A 15,779-nucleotide genomic window follows, 5' to 3' on the forward strand; every position below is an offset into this window, starting at 1 on the left:
CACCTTGTTGTGTTGTGTTGCGTTATGTTGTACTGCGTTGTCTATTTTTCACTGCCCGCTACGCTGTCGCCATCCCGCGTCAGCCACCAGGCCCCTAAAATCGGTATTGTTGTCACCAGCATCACCAGTAGCGCCACCACGTTAGTGACCGGCACATCCCGCGGCCGCCCCAGTTGGTTAAGCAGCCACAGCGGCAGGGTTCGTTCGTGCCCGGCGGTAAAGGTGGTCACGATGATTTCATCAAATGACAGCGCGAAGGCGAGCATTCCACCGGCCAGCAGCGCGGAGCGCAAATTCGGCAGCACGATATAGCGAAAGGTCTGCCAGCCATCGGCCCCCAGATCCATGGACGCCTCCACCTGGCTCCAGGCAATGCGCCGCATGCGGGCTATCACGTTATTAAAGACAATCACCACACAGAACGTGGCGTGCCCCACCACGATAGTGAGAAACCCGGGCTCCAGCCCGAGCTGGCGAAAGGCGGTCAGTAAAGCGATACCGGTAATAATGCCCGGGATGGTCAGGGGCAGTATCAGCAGCAAAGAGAGGCTGTTTTTGCCAAAAAAGTCGCGGCGCCACAGGGCAGCGGCGGCCATTGAGCCCAGCACCAGCGCCAGCAGTGTCGCCAGCAGGGCAATTTTCAGCGACAGGGCCAGGGCGGCAAAAATATCGCTGCGCCCGGCGGCGTCTGTAAACCAGTGGGTGGTCAGCCCGGAGGGCGGAAAGCTGAAGGCCGCATCCTCCTGGCTGAAGGCATACAGGCCGATAATCAGCACCGGGAAGTGCAAAAACAGCAGTCCGCCCCAGGTGGCCAGACGCAGTAATAACGGGGAGCGATCATAGCGCATCGAAGGCCCCCCAGCGTTTAACCAGCAGCAGCCAGGCCGTGATCAGCACCACGGGAACCAGGGTAAAGGCGGCGGCCATGGGCATATTGCCGATAGCGCCCTGCTGGGCATACACCATATTGCCGATGAAATACCCCGGCGGCCCCACCAGCTGCGGGATAATAAAATCCCCCAGGGTCAGGGAAAAGGTAAAGACAGAACCGGCGGCTATCCCCGGGATCGCCAGCGGCAACACCACATGGCGCAGGGTCTGGGCCGGGCGGGCACCCAGATCGGCCGACGCCTGCAATAACGAGGGGGAAAGCCGCTCCAGGGCCGCCTGTACCGGCAGGATCATAAACGGCAGCCAGATATAGACAAACACCATAAAACGCCCGAGCCCGGAGGTGGACAGGGTGTTGCCGCCAATCCCCGGCACACTCAGCAGGGCACTGAGCAGCGGCATCAGCCCCAGATGGCTGATAAACCACTGGGCGACCCCGTCCCGGGAGAGGATCAGCGTCCAGGCGTAGGCTTTGACAATATAGCTGGCCCACATGGGCAGCATTACCGCCACATAGAAAAACGCCTTCCAGCGCCCGCGGGCGTAGCGCGCCATATACCAGGCCATGGGAAAGGCAATCAGCGCACAGGCAAGGGTCACCGCCAGCGCCATCACCAGGGTACGCACGATAATGTCATCATTACCCGGGCTGAACAGCGCCCGGAAGTTGTTCAGGGTAAGATCAGGGATAACCGTCATGGTGAAGTCGTCAAAGGTATAGAACCCCTGCAACAACAGAGTAAAAAGCGACCCGAGATACAAAATACCGAACCACATCAGCGGCGGGATCAGCAGCAGGCACAGCCAGTAATTCGGGTGCCGCCACAGCCAGGTGCTGAAGCGGCGTACCGGGTTTACCGGTAACTGCGTGGGGGTTATTCCCAGTACCATTTCACCCTCCCGCCTCAAGGGCTACCATGGCCTCCCGGGGCCAGGAGACCTCAATCCACTGGCCAATGGCCGGGGAGTACGGGCTCCACTGCTGATCCGGCACGGATACCAGTAATTTTTCACCCCCTTCCAGCGCCAGCTCAAGGCGCGTGGCCGCCCCCTGATACTGAATCTGGCGAATCTGCCCCCGGGCCGCAATGGCCGCCTGCCCGTCGAGGCGAATATGCTCCGGGCGCAGGGCAAACAGCCGGTCACCCATGGCGGGCTCCCCGGCCACATGGCCGGCCAGCACATTCGAGGTGCCGACAAACGCCGCCACAAATGCCGTGCGCGGGCGGCTGTAAAGCTGGCGCGGCGCATCAACCTGCTCAATACGCCCGTTGTTAAATACCGCTACCCGGTCCGACATGGACAGGGCCTCGCTCTGATCGTGGGTAACAAAAATAAAGGTGATCCCCAGCTCACGCTGCAGGCTTTTAAGCTCCCCCTGCATCTGTTCACGCAGTTTGAGATCCAGCGCCCCCAGCGGCTCATCCAGCAGCAGAACCCGCGGCTGGTTCACCAGTGCTCTGGCAAGGGCCACCCGCTGGCGCTGGCCCCCGGAGAGCTGGGCCGGTTTACGCTGCGCCATGTTCCCGAGCGCCACCCGCTCCAGGGCACGGCTGGCCTTCGCCTGGCGTTCCGCCCGGGAGACCCCCTTCACCATCAGGCCATAGGCCACGTTCTCCAGCACCGACATATGGGGGAACAGGGCGTAGTCCTGGAATACGGTATTCACATCGCGCTGATAGGGCGGCAGGTTCCCGGCCTGCTGGCCGAGAATATGAATCGTGCCGCTGGTGGGCAGGTCAAAACCGGCCACCAGGCGCAGGCAGGTGGTTTTGCCCGAGCCAGAAGGCCCGAGCATCGAGAAGAACTCCCCGTCGCGGATAGTAATGCTGACATTATCCACCGCGCACACATCGCCGTAACGGCGGGTTACCTGATTAAACTCCACAGCACAGGTCATAGGTCACCCCGGGCCTCAACGGCCGCCCATAATGGCAATGTAGTCCTGGGTCCAGCGGCTGTAAGGGACATATTTTCCCCCTTCTGCCACCGGCGTTTTCCAGAAATGGATCTTCGCAAACTGGTTGTAGCCGTTGGTTTCACAGCCTTTATCCCCGAGCAGTTTGCTGGCCTTGCAGCCCTGGGGAACCGCCGGCAGCGAGCCAAACCAGGCGGCGACATCCCCCTGCACTTTCGGCTCCAGGGTCCAGTTCATCCACTTGTAGGCACATACCGGGTGTTTTGCCTGCGCATGCAGCATGGTGGTGTCGGCCCAGCCGGTCACCCCCTCTTCAGGTACCACGGTCGCGACCGGCTGGCCTTCGCCTTTCAGGGCATTGGCCTGATACGGCCAGGAGCCGGAGGCCACCACCCCTTCATTTTTAAAGTCGCTCATCTGGACGGTGGCATCATGCCAGTAGCGGTGGATCAGCCCATGCTGGTCACGCAGCACTTTCAGCACCGCCTGGTACTGCGGTTCGGTAAGCTGGTAGGGATCGTCAATCCCCAGTTGCGGTTGGGTGGCTTTGACAAACAGGGCCGCGTCGGCAATGTAGATGGGGCCGTCATAGGCCTGCACCCGCCCCTGGTTCGACTTACCGTCGGCCAGGTTTTGCTTCACAAACACCACGCTCCAGCTGTCTGGCGCTACGGGGAAGGTTTTAGTGTTGTACATCAGCAGGTTTGGCCCCCACTGGTAGGGGGTGCCGTAGACGTTCCCGGCCACGGTATACCAGGGGGCATTGACCATGCGCGGGTCGACATTTTTCCAGTTCGGGATCAGGGCGGTGTTCACCGGCTGAACCCGTTTACCCATAATCAGGCGCAGCGACGCATCCCCGGAGGCGGTCACCAGATCGTACCCGCCACGGGCCATCAGGCTGACCATCTCATCTGAGGTGGCGGCGGTTTTGATATTCACTTTGCAGCCGGTCTGCTGCTCAAAGGGGGTGACCCAGTCGTAATTTTTATCGGTCTGGCCCCGTTCGATATACCCGGGCCAGGTCACTATATCCAGCTGGCCTTCGCCCTGTTCAGCAAGGCTTGTCAGCCCGGCGGCCTGGGCCACAGACACGGTGAGGCAAAACACAGTGAGGGCGTGTGCGGCGGCGTACTTACGCATAGCGGTGGAGCTCCTGTCTTAAAAATTATCAATGAGGCCCCCCTGGCCTGAAAATAATTTCCCCTGAGATCAACAGTAGCCTGAGATTTTTATTTGCTACATATCTTTAACAATTATGTGACGTATCGCTCACCGCGTGGTGCAGCACCCCGGGGTGATTGCAGGCGGGTCGTTTACAGTGTAGGTAATCCGCCACAGAAAATAGCCGGTATCACTATTTCCTATGGGTACGGGGGGCGTGAGAGGGAGCTGGCTCAGCCGTGCGGCTGCATCGCCTGCCAGCGGGCGCGGGCCAGGCGGTAAAGAACATGGCGGCACAGGGGGTGCCCGGCAGGGAGCGCCGGGTGCATAAATTCCCCGTCGGGGCGCATTTGCAGTTTTTCCATCACCCGCCGGGACTGGCGGTTATCCGGCGTGGTAAACGCGACAATCTCATCCAGCCCCAGGGTGTCGAACCCCTGGCGCAGTACCGCACTGGCTGCCTCCGGGGCCAGCCCCTGCCCCCAGTGATCGGCGGCCAGGCGCCAGAAAATCTCCACACAGGGGGAAAACGGCAGCGGGTGTGCCGGAACCGCAAGGCCCACCACCCCACACAGTTGCTGGTTATCACGGGACTCCAGCGCCCAGGGGCCCCAGCCGTGGATCTCCCAGTGCTCCATAAACCGCGCCAGGACCGCATCACTTTGCACCGCCGTCAAAACGGCGGGGAAATGGCGCATCACCCGGGCATCGCCGTTAAGGCGGGCAAATGCCGGGGCGTCATCCGGTGTCCAGCGGCGCAGCAGCAGGCGTTCGGTCTCCAGTCTGTTTTCCATTTTCCCCTCCGGTAGCGGTGACAGTGTCACCAATGGTCGTGTGTTTAGTCAAACAGCGGCGTTGATTTGCCGTTATCGTCCACGGCCACGAAGTTAAACTGCCCGTTGATCACCGCTTCGCTGCCGTCCTGGTACATGCTTTCCAGGAAAACGGTCACGGTCACAGTCAGGCTGGTGTTTCCCACCCGGCTCACCCGCCCCACCAGCTCAACAATGGAGCCGGAAGGGATCGGGGTCTGGAAATTAATTTTTTCGGTAGAGACGGTCACCAGGCGCTTGCGGCAGAAACGGGTGGCGGTGATAAACGATACTTCATCCATCCAGGCCAGCGCCGCCCCGCCAAACAGCGTGGAGTGGTGGTTAATAGTGGGGGGAAAGACAACTTTGGCAATGCGGCTTTCTGAATAGGCAATTTTTTGTTCGATAAACGCGGGATCGTGACGGCTCATATATTGATCATATTGATTACAAAATGTGCCGCTGATTATAACAAAAAAACCGCCCCCGCACATCAGTGCGCCCGGGGATGTTTTTCCTTCTGGTGCGCTTTCTTCAGGGCGGCGCGGTATGCCCTGGCCTGCTGTACCGGGTGGCGGGCACCGCGATAGATAAGCTGTATCCACGCATGCTCGTTTTTACGATCGCTGAACACCGGGAAATGGCTTTCCAGATAGTCCGCCAGTTTGGCTTTTTCGGCGCGGCTCGCCAGCGACTGGGCGTACTCCAGCTGCATTTTCGGGGTATTCATCACCCCCTGGGCCTGCAAATCCAGGATCCCCCGGTCATTGCCCAGCAGCTGCAGTATACGAAACCACTGTTCGTACTGCTCCGGGGTCAGCGTGGCCCGGTGATCCATGGACGAAAAACAGTTATCCGCCAGGCCCCAGTTGCCCTGCTCAATCGCCACCTGAGACAGCCGGGCCAGCAGATCCCTTCCCGGCAGGCCGTTAATCAGCGCCGGGTGGTTGATCACCTGCCAGGCGATATCCAGTGCGCCTATCTCAATAGCTTTACGGGCCACCGACTCCAGGCAGCGCTTGTCCGGCGAGCGCTCACAGCCCGCCTGCCAGCGCACCAGGCGATCCCGGGTGTGGACTTCCGGCATATGCAGGGGCAGCTCTTCCAGCGCGGCCTGCAGGCGCGGATCGTCCGGGTGCTGGCGCAGCTGGTGGCGCAACACCTGGCGCGCTTTACCGTCATGACCGGCCTGGTGCCAGGCCCGGGCCACCCTCAGGGCGAGATCGACATTATCAGACGCCAGCCGGTAAGCGTGGCGGTAGCTTTCAAGCGCCGCCGGGTGATCACCGCGCGCCTGCGCATCCCGGGCACGCACCAGCCACGGATAGACCCGGAACTGCTGGTAGTCGCTCAGCCCGGGGGGCAGTAACGGTGGCGGGGTCTGCGCCCGGACACCGGTAACCACGCACCACAGCAGCAGGATAGCCAGGATGCGCATCAGGCGGCACCTGCATTTAACGCGGCAAACATCAGGTGGTTTATCCCCATCTGGCTGAACAGCCCTTCCATTGTCGGCTGCAACTGGCGCTGGCGCCGCAATGCACTGGCCACCGCCTCTTCACTGACCACGTTTTCTTCCACCAGAAACTCACCAAACATCAGGTCGCTGTGCTCATAGCGCAGCAACATGGCGTGGAGCACGGAAGGATCTATCCACGCCTGGCTTATCAGCACTTCGGCAAATAAAATCTGCCCGGAGACATACTGCTGCCAGAGCTGCTCACCGCGCCCGGGGCTGAACAGGCCCATCTCAACGGCCCGCACCACACAGGCATACTGGTCGATCCGGTGGTGGCTGTACCAGCGGCGCAACCCTACTACCACCTCGCCGCAGGGGGCGATAACGCACGCAATCGGCACGCCGATTTTGCGCTCCAGGGCGGAGAGCGAAACCGGATCCAGCGGGCTTTCCCGGGCAACAATCAGTTTATCCCCCTCAAGGCGCCAGGGCAGCACCGCATAGTGCAGCGCAATCCGGGCCGGTAGCCGGGCAATCATCGCCGGGTCCAGCTTACGGCAGTCTACCGCCTCCGCCTGGAGCCCGGCCTGGCTGGCCAGCGCACAGGCCAGCTGCCACGGGGTGATGGTCCCCTGGCGCACCATGCTTCTTCCCAGCCGCACCCCGTTGATGCGCCGGGCCATGGCCTCTTCCAGCCCGGCGGCGCTAAGCACCCCCTGGGCTATCAGAATCTGCCCGACAGGCGGCGCATGGTTGCGCGGCACAAGCGATGCCGGGAAAGCGTGGTGGCTTTTGGCGCGGATCCAGTTGTGCATATTGCTGTCGAACATAAAGAGCCAGATGGCATACACCCAGGAGGAGACGCTGAGCACCAGGCTCCAGAAGAGCCGCAAAATACTGCCAGCCCCCATACCCGGCCCGTAAGCCGCCGCCACAAACAGCGCCCGCTGAATGATCCGGTGCACCAGCAGGATGGCATTTGCCATCAGCAACCCCGCCAGCAGATGGCTGGCGGAAAATATCCCGAGGAAATGCCAGGGATCTGCGGCGGTATGCTCATACAGCCAGACCGCACCAAGCTGGAACACGCACAGCGCGATCAGCACCGAGAGCACGCTGATAAGCCCGCCTTTACGATCGCGCCAGAGAAAATAGTTGTCCTTCAGGTGGTGGCCCCAGCGCAGCTGGTTATACCCCTGGAGCGCCACACTGCTGTTCCAGCGCGCCTTCTGGCGTACCGTGGCGGCGAAGGTATCCGGCAGGTAGCGGCGCACACATACAATGTCGCGCAAATGGGCCCGGAACCCCACCGGCACAAAATAGTCCCCGCAGTCGGAGACCTTCATCCGGCAGAATATGCCCTTGATCCCGCGGCGGCGCAGAATAAAACCGGTTTCATAATCCACCGCCATGCTGTTGACGTTAAAGGCCACGCCGTCGCCCTCTTCCAGCAGCACCATCAGCGCCCGGCGGCTGATACAGCAACCGGCACCGGTACGGGTGACCTGGCCGGTAAGTGCGGCGCGCACCGGCAGGCGCTTGCCCTGAAGCTCGGCAAATTTATCCACATAGCTCAGCCCGCTGAACTTGTACCAGGGGCGCTCATAGGGGTAGATGGGAATGCGCACCACATCGTGGTAGCTCACCAACTGGCTGAACAGCCGGAGCTCCGGCCCCATGACCACGTCCTGGGCATCGTGAAAGACAAACCCGGTGAAGGTGAAGCTCGCCTGGCGCTCAAAGCCGAACACCGCTTCAAGCAGGCTATTCAGGCAGGCGGCTTTAGAGGCCTGCACGTTGGGCACGCACACCACATGGTGAACATTGGAGTAACCGGCGCAGGCTTCCTTCACCTCCTGCGAGGTGGCCAGATCGTCCTGATAGGTGCCGACAAAGATATGGTAGTTTTCGTAGTCCAGCTCCCGGGTTGCCAGGCGTATCATCCGGCCAATGACACCCGCCTCCTGCCAGGCGGGGATCAGGATAGCCAGCGGTTTCTCACGCGAGGCTTCCGCCGCCGGGAATGGCACCGGCCGGGAAATACCGCTGCGGCAGCTTTTGCGCAGCCAGTAAAAAATATCAATAACCAGATCGTCGAGCCCGTTGAGCAGCAGCAACAGCAGCAGGATAACCAGCCCGGTTTTGAGGAAGTAAAGCCAGGTTGTCGTGATATCAATCAGGCTAGCCATAAATACGGAGGGGCCCATAAACCCGTGCAGAAGACAAAAGCGGAACAAAAACATCCGGCAAAAATAATGAATACCGGCAACAGTTGCGGGCTATGATAGTAGATCCTGGTCACACTTAAAAACCTTATCCGCCTTAAAAGCATGAAATTATATTTTTATAATTCAATGCGTAACATTTAAAACATTTTCCTAACGTCCTGGCGGAACGGGGGTTTACCGGCCTGCGACAAAGAGGGAAAACAGGGCGTTTTCCCTTCTTTGTCAGCCATATCAGGCAGCGTTAACGGCGTTTCCCGGGCAGAGTTTTGACCAGCTCTTCTGGCGTAATCGAGGCCACCACACTTCCGGGAAGCGGCATCTTCAGTATGTGGTTTTTGATTTTGCCTATCACGTGCATCTCACAGGGCTTGCAGTCAAATTTCAGGGTCAGGACCTCGTCCTGGTGCACCAGCTGCATCGGCGTGGCGCGCCAGGCTTTCACCTCTTTGATGCCTTTGGCCTGTTTCGGGCACATATTAAACGCAAAACGCAGGCAGTGTTTGGTGATCATCACCGGCACCTCATCTTTTTCCTGGTGTGCTTCATAGGCCGCGTCAATCATAGTGACACCGTAACGTTCATAGAACGCCCGGGCTTTCTGGTTATAGACATTCGCCAGGAACGTGAGGTGGGTTTGCGGGAATAACGGTGCCGGGGTGCTGACCGGCTTGCGCTGCCCCCGCGTCCAGGCCGCCAGCCGGGCGTCATCCAGGGCGGCAATCGTGTCGCGTCGCAGCTGATTAAGCAGGCTGCCGGGCACAAAGAGCACCCCCGGTAACGCGATGCTGACCTCCCGGGGGTAATACAGGGTCTGGCCCAGGCGGGATAACCCGTCCCGCAGTGCCTCTGCGGCTTTCTCCGGCTTGCTGGCCGGGCCAAAGTCCCCTTCCAGATACCGGGTCACGCTGACCCCGTCTTCACTGGTAGCCGTCAGTATCAGTTGCTCCTGCCAGCCGCCGAGGGTCAGATCCACCGCGATACGCCGCTCGCTGGAGGTTTTCAGCAGCGCCTGCTGCCAGTGGTGGTCGAGGTTGCGGTTGAGCACATGGTGCGGGCGCAGTTTTTGCAGCGCGGCGGGCATCTCGTTAGGCCAGATCCGGTAGCTGTCTGCGGCGGTTTTCTCTACTGTATTCGCCCGAAAGCCGACAATATCGCGCTTGATCAGCACATTGAGCCCGTCGCCGTTTGCCAGCGGCTCCCGGGTGCGGACATCCAGATGATCGCCTGCGACCCGCAGCACCTCTCCGACCGGCAGGCCGACAAATTTAGGCGAGTCAAAGGCGCCAATATTGCCCTGGCGACCGTGGATAAAATAGTCCGTACTGCCCCGGTGGAAGGTTTTGTCCGGCGAGGGGATAAAAAAGTGCTCCGTGCGGCCCGCCGAGGCCCGGCACAAGTCGCTGCGCTGCTCGAGAATGCCATCCAGCAGCTGGCGGTACATGGCGGTGATATTTTTCACATAGCTCATGTCTTTGTAGCGCCCTTCAATTTTGAAGGAGCGGACACCCGCATCAATCAGCGCTTCAAGGTTGGCGCTCTGATCGTTATCTTTCATCGATAACAGGTGCTTTTCATAGGCCACGACCCGGCCCTGATCGTCTTTTAGCGTATAGGGCAAGCGGCAGGCCTGGGAGCAGTCACCCCGGTTGGCGCTGCGCCCGGTCTGGGCGTGGGAGATATAGCACTGCCCGGAATAGGCCACGCACAGGGCACCGTGGATGAAAAATTCGATGGTCGCATCCACATTGTCATGGATGGTTCTGATCTGGCCGAGATCCAGCTCCCTGGCCAGCACAATCTGTGAGAAGCCCACATCGGACAAAAAGCGCGCTTTTTCCACACTGCGGATATCACACTGGGTGCTGGCGTGCAGCTCAATGGGGGGGATATCCAGCTCCAGTATGCCCATATCCTGCACGATCAGGGCATCCACCCCGGCCTGGTAGAGCTGGTGAATCAGCTGACGGGCAGGCTCCAGCTCGTTGTCGTGGAGGATGGTATTCAGGGTGACAAAAACACGCGCCCCGTAGCGGTGGGCAAAAGGCACCAGCTGCGCCAGATCCTGCAAACTGTTTCCGGCATTATGCCGGGCCCCGAAACCGGGCCCGCCGATGTAAACCGCATCGGCCCCGTGCAGGATAGCTTCGCGGGCAATGGCCGTATCACGGGCCGGGCTGAGTAATTCAAGATGAGAACGCTGGCGCATTGTTAAGGGTGTCCGGGCTGGCTGAAAGGCGCTTATTGTAGTCATAAGCGCGCTATTCAGAAAGCCCCCGGTGGGCAGATAACGTCAGCTTTGCTGCGTATCTCAGGCCGGTTTGCGGGCCAGCAGCGTGGCAAAGCGCAGTTTTATCCGGTTGCCGTCTGCGTCTGTGCGGTGCAGTTCGCCGGGATCTTCATTGTATTTCACCAGCTCCCAGCCGGTGTAGTAGTCGCTCAGTTCACCGCGACGGAAGGTAAACGGGAAGCCGACACTGCACGGGTAGTCGTCCGTATCCATGGCGGAGACAATCAGGTTATAGCCCCCGGGTGCGGTAACCCGCTGCATATCGCCGATAAGCCCCGGTATGGTGGCCGGCTCCAGGAACATCATCACCACCGTTGAGAGCACCAGATCCCACTGCCCGTCCAGACGCAGGGCGTTTAAGTCCGCCACGCCGGAGTGTAAATTTTCCAGCCCTTCCCCGGCGGCAATGCGCGCCAGGTTTTCCACGCTCATGGGGTTACGATCCCAGGCTTGCACCTCAAAACCACGGGCGGCCAGATACAGGCTGTTGCGCCCGTTGCCGCAGCCGAGATCCAGCGCCTTACCGGTGTGGATATATTTCATCGCACTGAGCACTTCGGAATGGGTACGGGTCAGGCCGTATTTCCCGGTAAAGTAATTTTCATCACGCACAGTCATTCGCGCTCCTTACATGTGGCGCCGGTTGGCACCTGAGTCGTTACAATAAGTTTGCCCTGCACCAGCAGCACCAGGGTGCGCAGAATCAGTACCCCGATAATGGCCGCCGCGAAGATAAACAGCGGCACGGCAATCCAGGCTAAAGCGCCGCCCGGCGCACTGTGCCCCAGGTGCAGCGCCGTGGCCGCAAGGGAGGAGACCCCGAACGAAAAGCTCCAGAACCCGGCGTTAAACGGGTTGGCGCTGTACCAGGGAAACAGCCGGATCATAAACAGCAACTGCAGCAGACCATAGCCGAATAGCATTTTGGCGAACACATCTACCTGGCCGCTGTTCACACTCAGCCAGGCGCTACAGGCCACAAAGGCCGGTGCCATCTGGATCCCGAGCGAGGCCCGCACCGGGGCGGGCATCTCATTCAGGCTGCGCAGCCGGTAAAGGATAGCCGGCTCCAGGCTCAGCCAGGAGAAGACCCCCGCCCCGAGGAATAAAATACCAATGTCATGGAACCCCAGAGCGCCGCAGGCCATGGCGCTGATAAAGTTATTCGCCACCGTTGGCAAATAGAGCCCGGGGGTGGTCGCTTCCGCCGGGTGCGACCCGCGCCACAACCCGCCGCTTTGCCAGGCCGCATAGAGCAACTGCACCGCGGCAGACACCACAAACATCCCGGTGCTCAGCGGCCTGCTCAGTGGCACCAGGGCAATGGCCACCAGCATGGTGGTGGCCGGAAACAGGCTGACAAAACTGCTCTGTAGCGGGTGGTGTATCTCGTCAATAATGCTCTGGTAGTGCAAAAACAGCCGGGAGAGCCAGGCCAGCGCCAGCAGCAGCCAGATAACCACCGCCGCACCAACCAGCACCAGGCCGGGCAGCTCCGGCACCGGCCAGATGGTGGCGGCATAGCGCCACGCCTGCCCCATACCAATGATGCCCAGCACCATACCGAAATAGCCTGAAGGGAGATTGAGCCTGCGCCGGGTAGGCGCCGGGATTGTCGAACGGGTCATTTTTGCTGAACTGATAAAGTGTATTTGAGAGGCAGTTTAAACTAATGTGAGCCCGATCACCATGCTGCTCTGTGTCGCATCTGCTACGGTTAACGAAGACCTTCTGCGGGAGCCCGGTCATGAATAAATATCGTCTGAGCGAGCAGATTCGCCCGGTTGAGCTCACCCTCAACGGGCAACACTTGCGCCTGCGGCTGCGCCAGATTATCGCCTGCCGGGATTTTGCCGACGTGCGCGCCGGTGATAGCGGCGGCTGGGTAGATAGCGACACCTGCCTGAGCCAGCACGGCACCAGCTGGATATACGATCAAAACAGCCTGATATTTAACGGGGCGAGCATCCGTGATAACGCCCGCATCCTCGGCCCGTGCCAGATATACAACGGCGCCATCGTCACGGACAGCTGCTGCATTGAAAACAGCGAAATTGGTGACCGGGCACAAATTTCACACCAGGCGGGGATCCACTATTCGCGGGTGCGGGGCGCCTGCCAGATCCGCGACAATGCCCGGGTGCTGAACGGCAGCCATATTCAGGCGGTCGCCGGGTTAACCGCCAGCGACTGCCAGCAGCTGCGGGTGGCCGATCAGGCAACGGTGTCGGCCTCCCGGGTGGTTCACCAGGCCCAGGTGTGCGGCCATGCGATTGTTAACCACGGTTTTATTGAACACCGGGCGAGGATTTTTGATCACGCGATTATCGACGGTAACGTCCGTAATAACGTCTGGGTGTGCGACAGCGCGCAGGTTTACGGGCGGGCACGTATTGTGGCGGGCAACGGGGAGGATGAGATCCCCACCCTGCGTTACAGCACCCGGGTGTATGACAGCGCCCTTGTCATCGGCAACTGTGTGTTGTGCCACCATGTGCAAATTTGTGGCCACGCCACGCTGAACGGCGGGCCACTGCAACTGGACAACCATGTGGTTGTCTGCGGCTATGCGCGAGTCACCGGGAATGTGTTTATTGAAGGCGATGTGCAGATCGGCGAAAGCGCCTGTGTGGAAGCCTTTGACGGCGACAGCCTGCATCTGCAGGGCAGTAAAATCATTGCCGGGGAGCAGCACATCACCCGCAGCAGCTTCCCCGGGGTTTACTGATCTTCTGCGTCGATTATCCGCCCGTAGAGATGGACATCGTGGAATGCCCCGTTCAGGTATTCCGCCTGCACCAGGCGGCCTTCCAGCGTAAAGCCATTACGCCGGGCCACATGGTTGCTGGCCTGGTTGGTGACAATGCATTTGATGGCAAAGCGCCGCACCAGCCCGCTGCGGGCATAGTGGTGAATAAACGCCTGCAGGGCGCGGGACATAATGCCCTGCCCCTGCAGCTCCTGCGACAGCCAGTAGCCTATCCACCCGGCCTTGTTGGTGGGCTCTATCTGGTTAAATGAGATAACCCCCGCGGGCTGGTCATCGTAATACATAATGAACATTTTGGCGTATCCGCGATGGTGCAGCAGATAGTTGCCCTGCAGGGTTTTACGGATATCTTCGGCGCTGTTCACATGGCGCGGCCAGTCCATTGACTGCTGTAGCCACGCCTGATTTCGCTTCACCAGCCCGTAGAGCGCCCCGGCAAAGCGCTCATGTACCGAATAGAGCACCAGATGCTCATCTACCGGGATAATTTCATCTTCCACACCAGACTCCTTTACTTGCCGCCCGATGCCCGTGCGTTAGCGCATTTTGCGATCGTCGACATATTTTCGCTGGTCTGCCGCTGGCGGGAAATACTGGTAGAGCCAGGTTTCGCTGATGGCGTCACCCCGGCAGCGCAGATACATGCGCATCTCCACCGGATCGGTTGAGTCAGATGTCGGATACCAGTCAAACAGAATGCGGTAGCCGTCAAACGGCTCCACATAGAGGATTTCAATCTGTTTCGCTTCACCGCTGGAGAGGGTTATCACCGGCTCAATGCCTTTGGGCGCGGCGGCTTTCAGATCACCGCCGACAAAATCAATGGCAAACCGGCGGCACCATTTTTCCGGGTAGTGCTCACCAGGTGCCCAGCCCTCAGGGAAGCCGCCCATGCCGGTACGGGTAGCCAGTACGCGGGCCAGCGGCGTATGGAATGGCGCCTGGCCGCTCCAGTACAGGCGGTAGCTGAAGTTCAGTGTATCCCCGGCTCTGACGGGTTTTTCCGGCTGCCAGAAGCAGACAATATTGTCCAGGGTTTCGCCGGTGGTGGGGATCTCCATCAGCCCGATGCTGCCTTTGCCCCAGTCGTTACGCGGCTCCACCCATAAACCCGGGCGCTTATTGTACCACCCCATCACATCCTGATAAGAGGCAAAATCGTGATCCGTCTGCAGCAGGCCAAACCCTTTGGGGGTATGGTCGCTAAACGCGTTGAACTGCAGGCGCTGGGGGTTGTTCAGCGGGCGGCAGATCCACTCCCCGTTGCCGCGCCACATGGCCAGGCGATCCGAGTCATGAATTTGCGGGTGGATGGTATCGCACATGCGCCGCTCGTTGGTGCCGCAGCTGAACATGCTGGTCATGGGCGCGATCCCCAGCTGCTGCACGTCTTTGCGGATATAAAGATGGTTTTCCACCTCCATTACCACCCGCTTCGCCTCACAGTGGATAATAAATTTATAGGCCCCGGCAACGCTCGGGCTGTCCAGCAGGGCGTAGACCGTAAAAGTAGTGTCGCGGGGCTCCGGAGTTTCAAACCAGAAGGCGGTGAAGTCAGGGAACTCTTCCGGGCGGTCTGCGAAGGTGTCAATGGCAAGACCACGGGCAGACAGACCATACTGCCAGGTGTCGTCTACTGCGCGGAAATAGCTCGCCCCGAGGAACGAGACCACATCGCGGCTCGCCAGTGAGGGGGCTTTAAAGGCTTTAAAACCGGCAAACCCCAGATCGGTCTGCCCTTCCAGCTGGCGGGTATCGACCCCCGCGTTATGGTAATTAAACAGTTCCGGGCGAAAGTGAATCTCCCGCGCCTGCCGGGTTTTCGGCTCCAGTGCGTACATCCGCACCCGGCGGCGAAACCCCATCCCGACGTGGAAAAACTGGACATCCAGTTTGCGGTTTGCGCTGCCGTTCCACAGGGAGTGGGCCGCATCATACTGAATGCTGTTGTACGCCTGGGGGGTGAGGTTTGCGAGCGTCTGCGGCAGCGGGCGTGGTGCCCCGCCCCAGGGCTGCTTTGCCAGGTCCAGGGCCATACTTTGCAGGGCATTAAAGCTAAAAGGTTTGCTGGCGCCATCCGCAATGGCGGCGCTGTCTGCCCAGGCGGCGCGCGAAAAAAGGCCGGATAATGCCGGAGTGCCGCATGCTGCGGCCAGAGCCATCGAGGCTTTAATAAAACGTCTGCGATTCATGCCTGAAAAATCGTCCTGTCTGTGTCGATGTATTTGACCCCGCCAGCGGCGGGATAAC

Annotated in this window: 14 protein-coding genes; 1 reads left to right on the forward strand and 13 read right to left on the reverse strand. The window is 60.0% G+C overall.

Annotation, left to right across the window (positions count from 1 at the left end; genetic code table 11):
* Positions 1-41: 41 nt before the first annotated feature.
* The 11 genes from EBL_RS09735 to tehA form a co-directional block, all read right to left on the reverse strand.
* Complete coding sequence (locus tag EBL_RS09735; RefSeq protein ID WP_002440877.1) at positions 42-848, reverse strand: ABC transporter permease; 807 nt, start codon at positions 846-848, stop codon at positions 42-44.
* Positions 838-1,782: an ABC transporter permease gene (locus EBL_RS09740; RefSeq protein WP_002440876.1), complete on the reverse strand. Its 945-nt coding sequence runs from the start codon at positions 1,780-1,782 to the stop codon at positions 838-840. The genes EBL_RS09735 and EBL_RS09740 overlap by 11 nt, the downstream gene beginning before the upstream one ends.
* Position 1,783: 1 nt before the next feature.
* Positions 1,784-2,791, reverse strand: coding sequence for an ABC transporter ATP-binding protein (locus tag EBL_RS09745; RefSeq protein ID WP_002440874.1), 1,008 nt, complete (start codon positions 2,789-2,791; stop codon positions 1,784-1,786).
* A 15-nt stretch (positions 2,792-2,806) separates the two neighbouring features.
* Positions 2,807-3,952, reverse strand: a complete 1,146-nt coding sequence (gene ydcS, locus EBL_RS09750; protein ID WP_002440873.1) for a putative ABC transporter substrate-binding protein YdcS — start codon at positions 3,950-3,952, stop codon at positions 2,807-2,809.
* Positions 3,953-4,206: 254 nt separating this feature from the next.
* On the reverse strand, positions 4,207-4,767 hold the full coding sequence (locus EBL_RS09755) for a GNAT family N-acetyltransferase (protein ID WP_002440872.1): 561 nt from the start codon (positions 4,765-4,767) through the stop codon (positions 4,207-4,209).
* A 44-nt stretch (positions 4,768-4,811) separates the two neighbouring features.
* Complete coding sequence (locus EBL_RS09760; RefSeq protein ID WP_002440871.1) at positions 4,812-5,216, reverse strand: acyl-CoA thioesterase; 405 nt, start codon at positions 5,214-5,216, stop codon at positions 4,812-4,814.
* A gap of 62 nt (positions 5,217-5,278) precedes the next feature.
* Positions 5,279-6,223: a tetratricopeptide repeat protein gene (locus EBL_RS09765; protein ID WP_002440870.1), complete on the reverse strand. Its 945-nt coding sequence runs from the start codon at positions 6,221-6,223 to the stop codon at positions 5,279-5,281.
* The gene (locus tag EBL_RS09770) at positions 6,223-8,433 is read right to left on the reverse strand and encodes a glycosyltransferase (protein WP_002440869.1); all 2,211 of its coding nucleotides are present in this window, start codon (positions 8,431-8,433) and stop codon (positions 6,223-6,225) included. Before EBL_RS09770 ends, EBL_RS09765 begins: the two co-directional genes overlap by 1 nt.
* Before the next feature lie 280 nt (positions 8,434-8,713).
* A complete protein-coding gene (locus EBL_RS09775; protein ID WP_002440867.1) occupies positions 8,714-10,678 on the reverse strand; it encodes a peptidase U32 family protein in 1,965 nt (654 codons plus the stop codon).
* A gap of 102 nt (positions 10,679-10,780) precedes the next feature.
* A complete protein-coding gene (gene tehB, locus EBL_RS09780) occupies positions 10,781-11,377 on the reverse strand; it encodes a tellurite resistance methyltransferase TehB (RefSeq protein WP_002440865.1) in 597 nt (198 codons plus the stop codon).
* A complete protein-coding gene (gene tehA, locus EBL_RS09785; protein WP_014716023.1) occupies positions 11,374-12,387 on the reverse strand; it encodes a dicarboxylate transporter/tellurite-resistance protein TehA in 1,014 nt (337 codons plus the stop codon). Before tehA ends, tehB begins: the two co-directional genes overlap by 4 nt.
* 119 nt (positions 12,388-12,506) lie before the next feature.
* Here tehA and ydcK point away from each other — a divergent pair, with 119 nt between their 5' ends.
* Positions 12,507-13,487 carry a YdcK family protein gene (gene ydcK / locus EBL_RS09790; RefSeq protein ID WP_002440863.1) on the forward strand — a complete coding sequence of 327 codons (981 nt, stop codon included), beginning with the start codon at positions 12,507-12,509 and terminating at the stop codon, positions 13,485-13,487.
* Here the strand turns inward: ydcK and rimL are convergent.
* Positions 13,481-14,029, reverse strand: coding sequence for a 50S ribosomal protein L7/L12-serine acetyltransferase (gene rimL, locus EBL_RS09795; protein WP_002440862.1), 549 nt, complete (start codon positions 14,027-14,029; stop codon positions 13,481-13,483). The two genes, ydcK and rimL, sit on opposite strands and share 7 nt — an antisense overlap.
* A gap of 36 nt (positions 14,030-14,065) precedes the next feature.
* Entirely contained in the window at positions 14,066-15,721 is a 1,656-nt protein-coding gene (locus EBL_RS09800) for a glucan biosynthesis protein D (RefSeq protein WP_002440861.1), read from the reverse strand.
* Positions 15,722-15,779: the final 58 nt, after the last annotated feature.

The organism is Shimwellia blattae DSM 4481 = NBRC 105725, from assembly GCF_000262305.1.
Lineage (GTDB): Bacteria > Pseudomonadota > Gammaproteobacteria > Enterobacterales > Enterobacteriaceae > Shimwellia > Shimwellia blattae.

What these genes read in the sequence shown, in the direction of transcription:
- EBL_RS09745 (WP_002440874.1), bottom strand. Translation starts at nt 2,791, where the DNA reads ATGACCTGTGCTGTGGAGTTTAATCAGGTAACCCGCCGTTACGGCGAT.
- tehA (WP_014716023.1), bottom strand. Translation starts at nt 12,387, where the DNA reads ATGACCCGTTCGACAATCCCGGCGCCTACCCGGCGCAGGCTCAATCTC.
- EBL_RS09770 (WP_002440869.1), bottom strand. Translation starts at nt 8,433, where the DNA reads ATGGCTAGCCTGATTGATATCACGACAACCTGGCTTTACTTCCTCAAA.
- EBL_RS09765 (WP_002440870.1), bottom strand. Translation starts at nt 6,223, where the DNA reads ATGCGCATCCTGGCTATCCTGCTGCTGTGGTGCGTGGTTACCGGTGTC.
- EBL_RS09800 (WP_002440861.1), bottom strand. Translation starts at nt 15,721, where the DNA reads ATGAATCGCAGACGTTTTATTAAAGCCTCGATGGCTCTGGCCGCAGCA.
- ydcS (WP_002440873.1), bottom strand. Translation starts at nt 3,952, where the DNA reads ATGCGTAAGTACGCCGCCGCACACGCCCTCACTGTGTTTTGCCTCACC.
- EBL_RS09775 (WP_002440867.1), bottom strand. Translation starts at nt 10,678, where the DNA reads ATGCGCCAGCGTTCTCATCTTGAATTACTCAGCCCGGCCCGTGATACG.
- EBL_RS09760 (WP_002440871.1), bottom strand. Translation starts at nt 5,216, where the DNA reads ATGAGCCGTCACGATCCCGCGTTTATCGAACAAAAAATTGCCTATTCA.
- ydcK (WP_002440863.1), top strand. Translation starts at nt 12,507, where the DNA reads ATGAATAAATATCGTCTGAGCGAGCAGATTCGCCCGGTTGAGCTCACC.
- tehB (WP_002440865.1), bottom strand. Translation starts at nt 11,377, where the DNA reads ATGACTGTGCGTGATGAAAATTACTTTACCGGGAAATACGGCCTGACC.
- EBL_RS09755 (WP_002440872.1), bottom strand. Translation starts at nt 4,767, where the DNA reads ATGGAAAACAGACTGGAGACCGAACGCCTGCTGCTGCGCCGCTGGACA.
- EBL_RS09735 (WP_002440877.1), bottom strand. Translation starts at nt 848, where the DNA reads ATGCGCTATGATCGCTCCCCGTTATTACTGCGTCTGGCCACCTGGGGC.
- EBL_RS09740 (WP_002440876.1), bottom strand. Translation starts at nt 1,782, where the DNA reads ATGGTACTGGGAATAACCCCCACGCAGTTACCGGTAAACCCGGTACGC.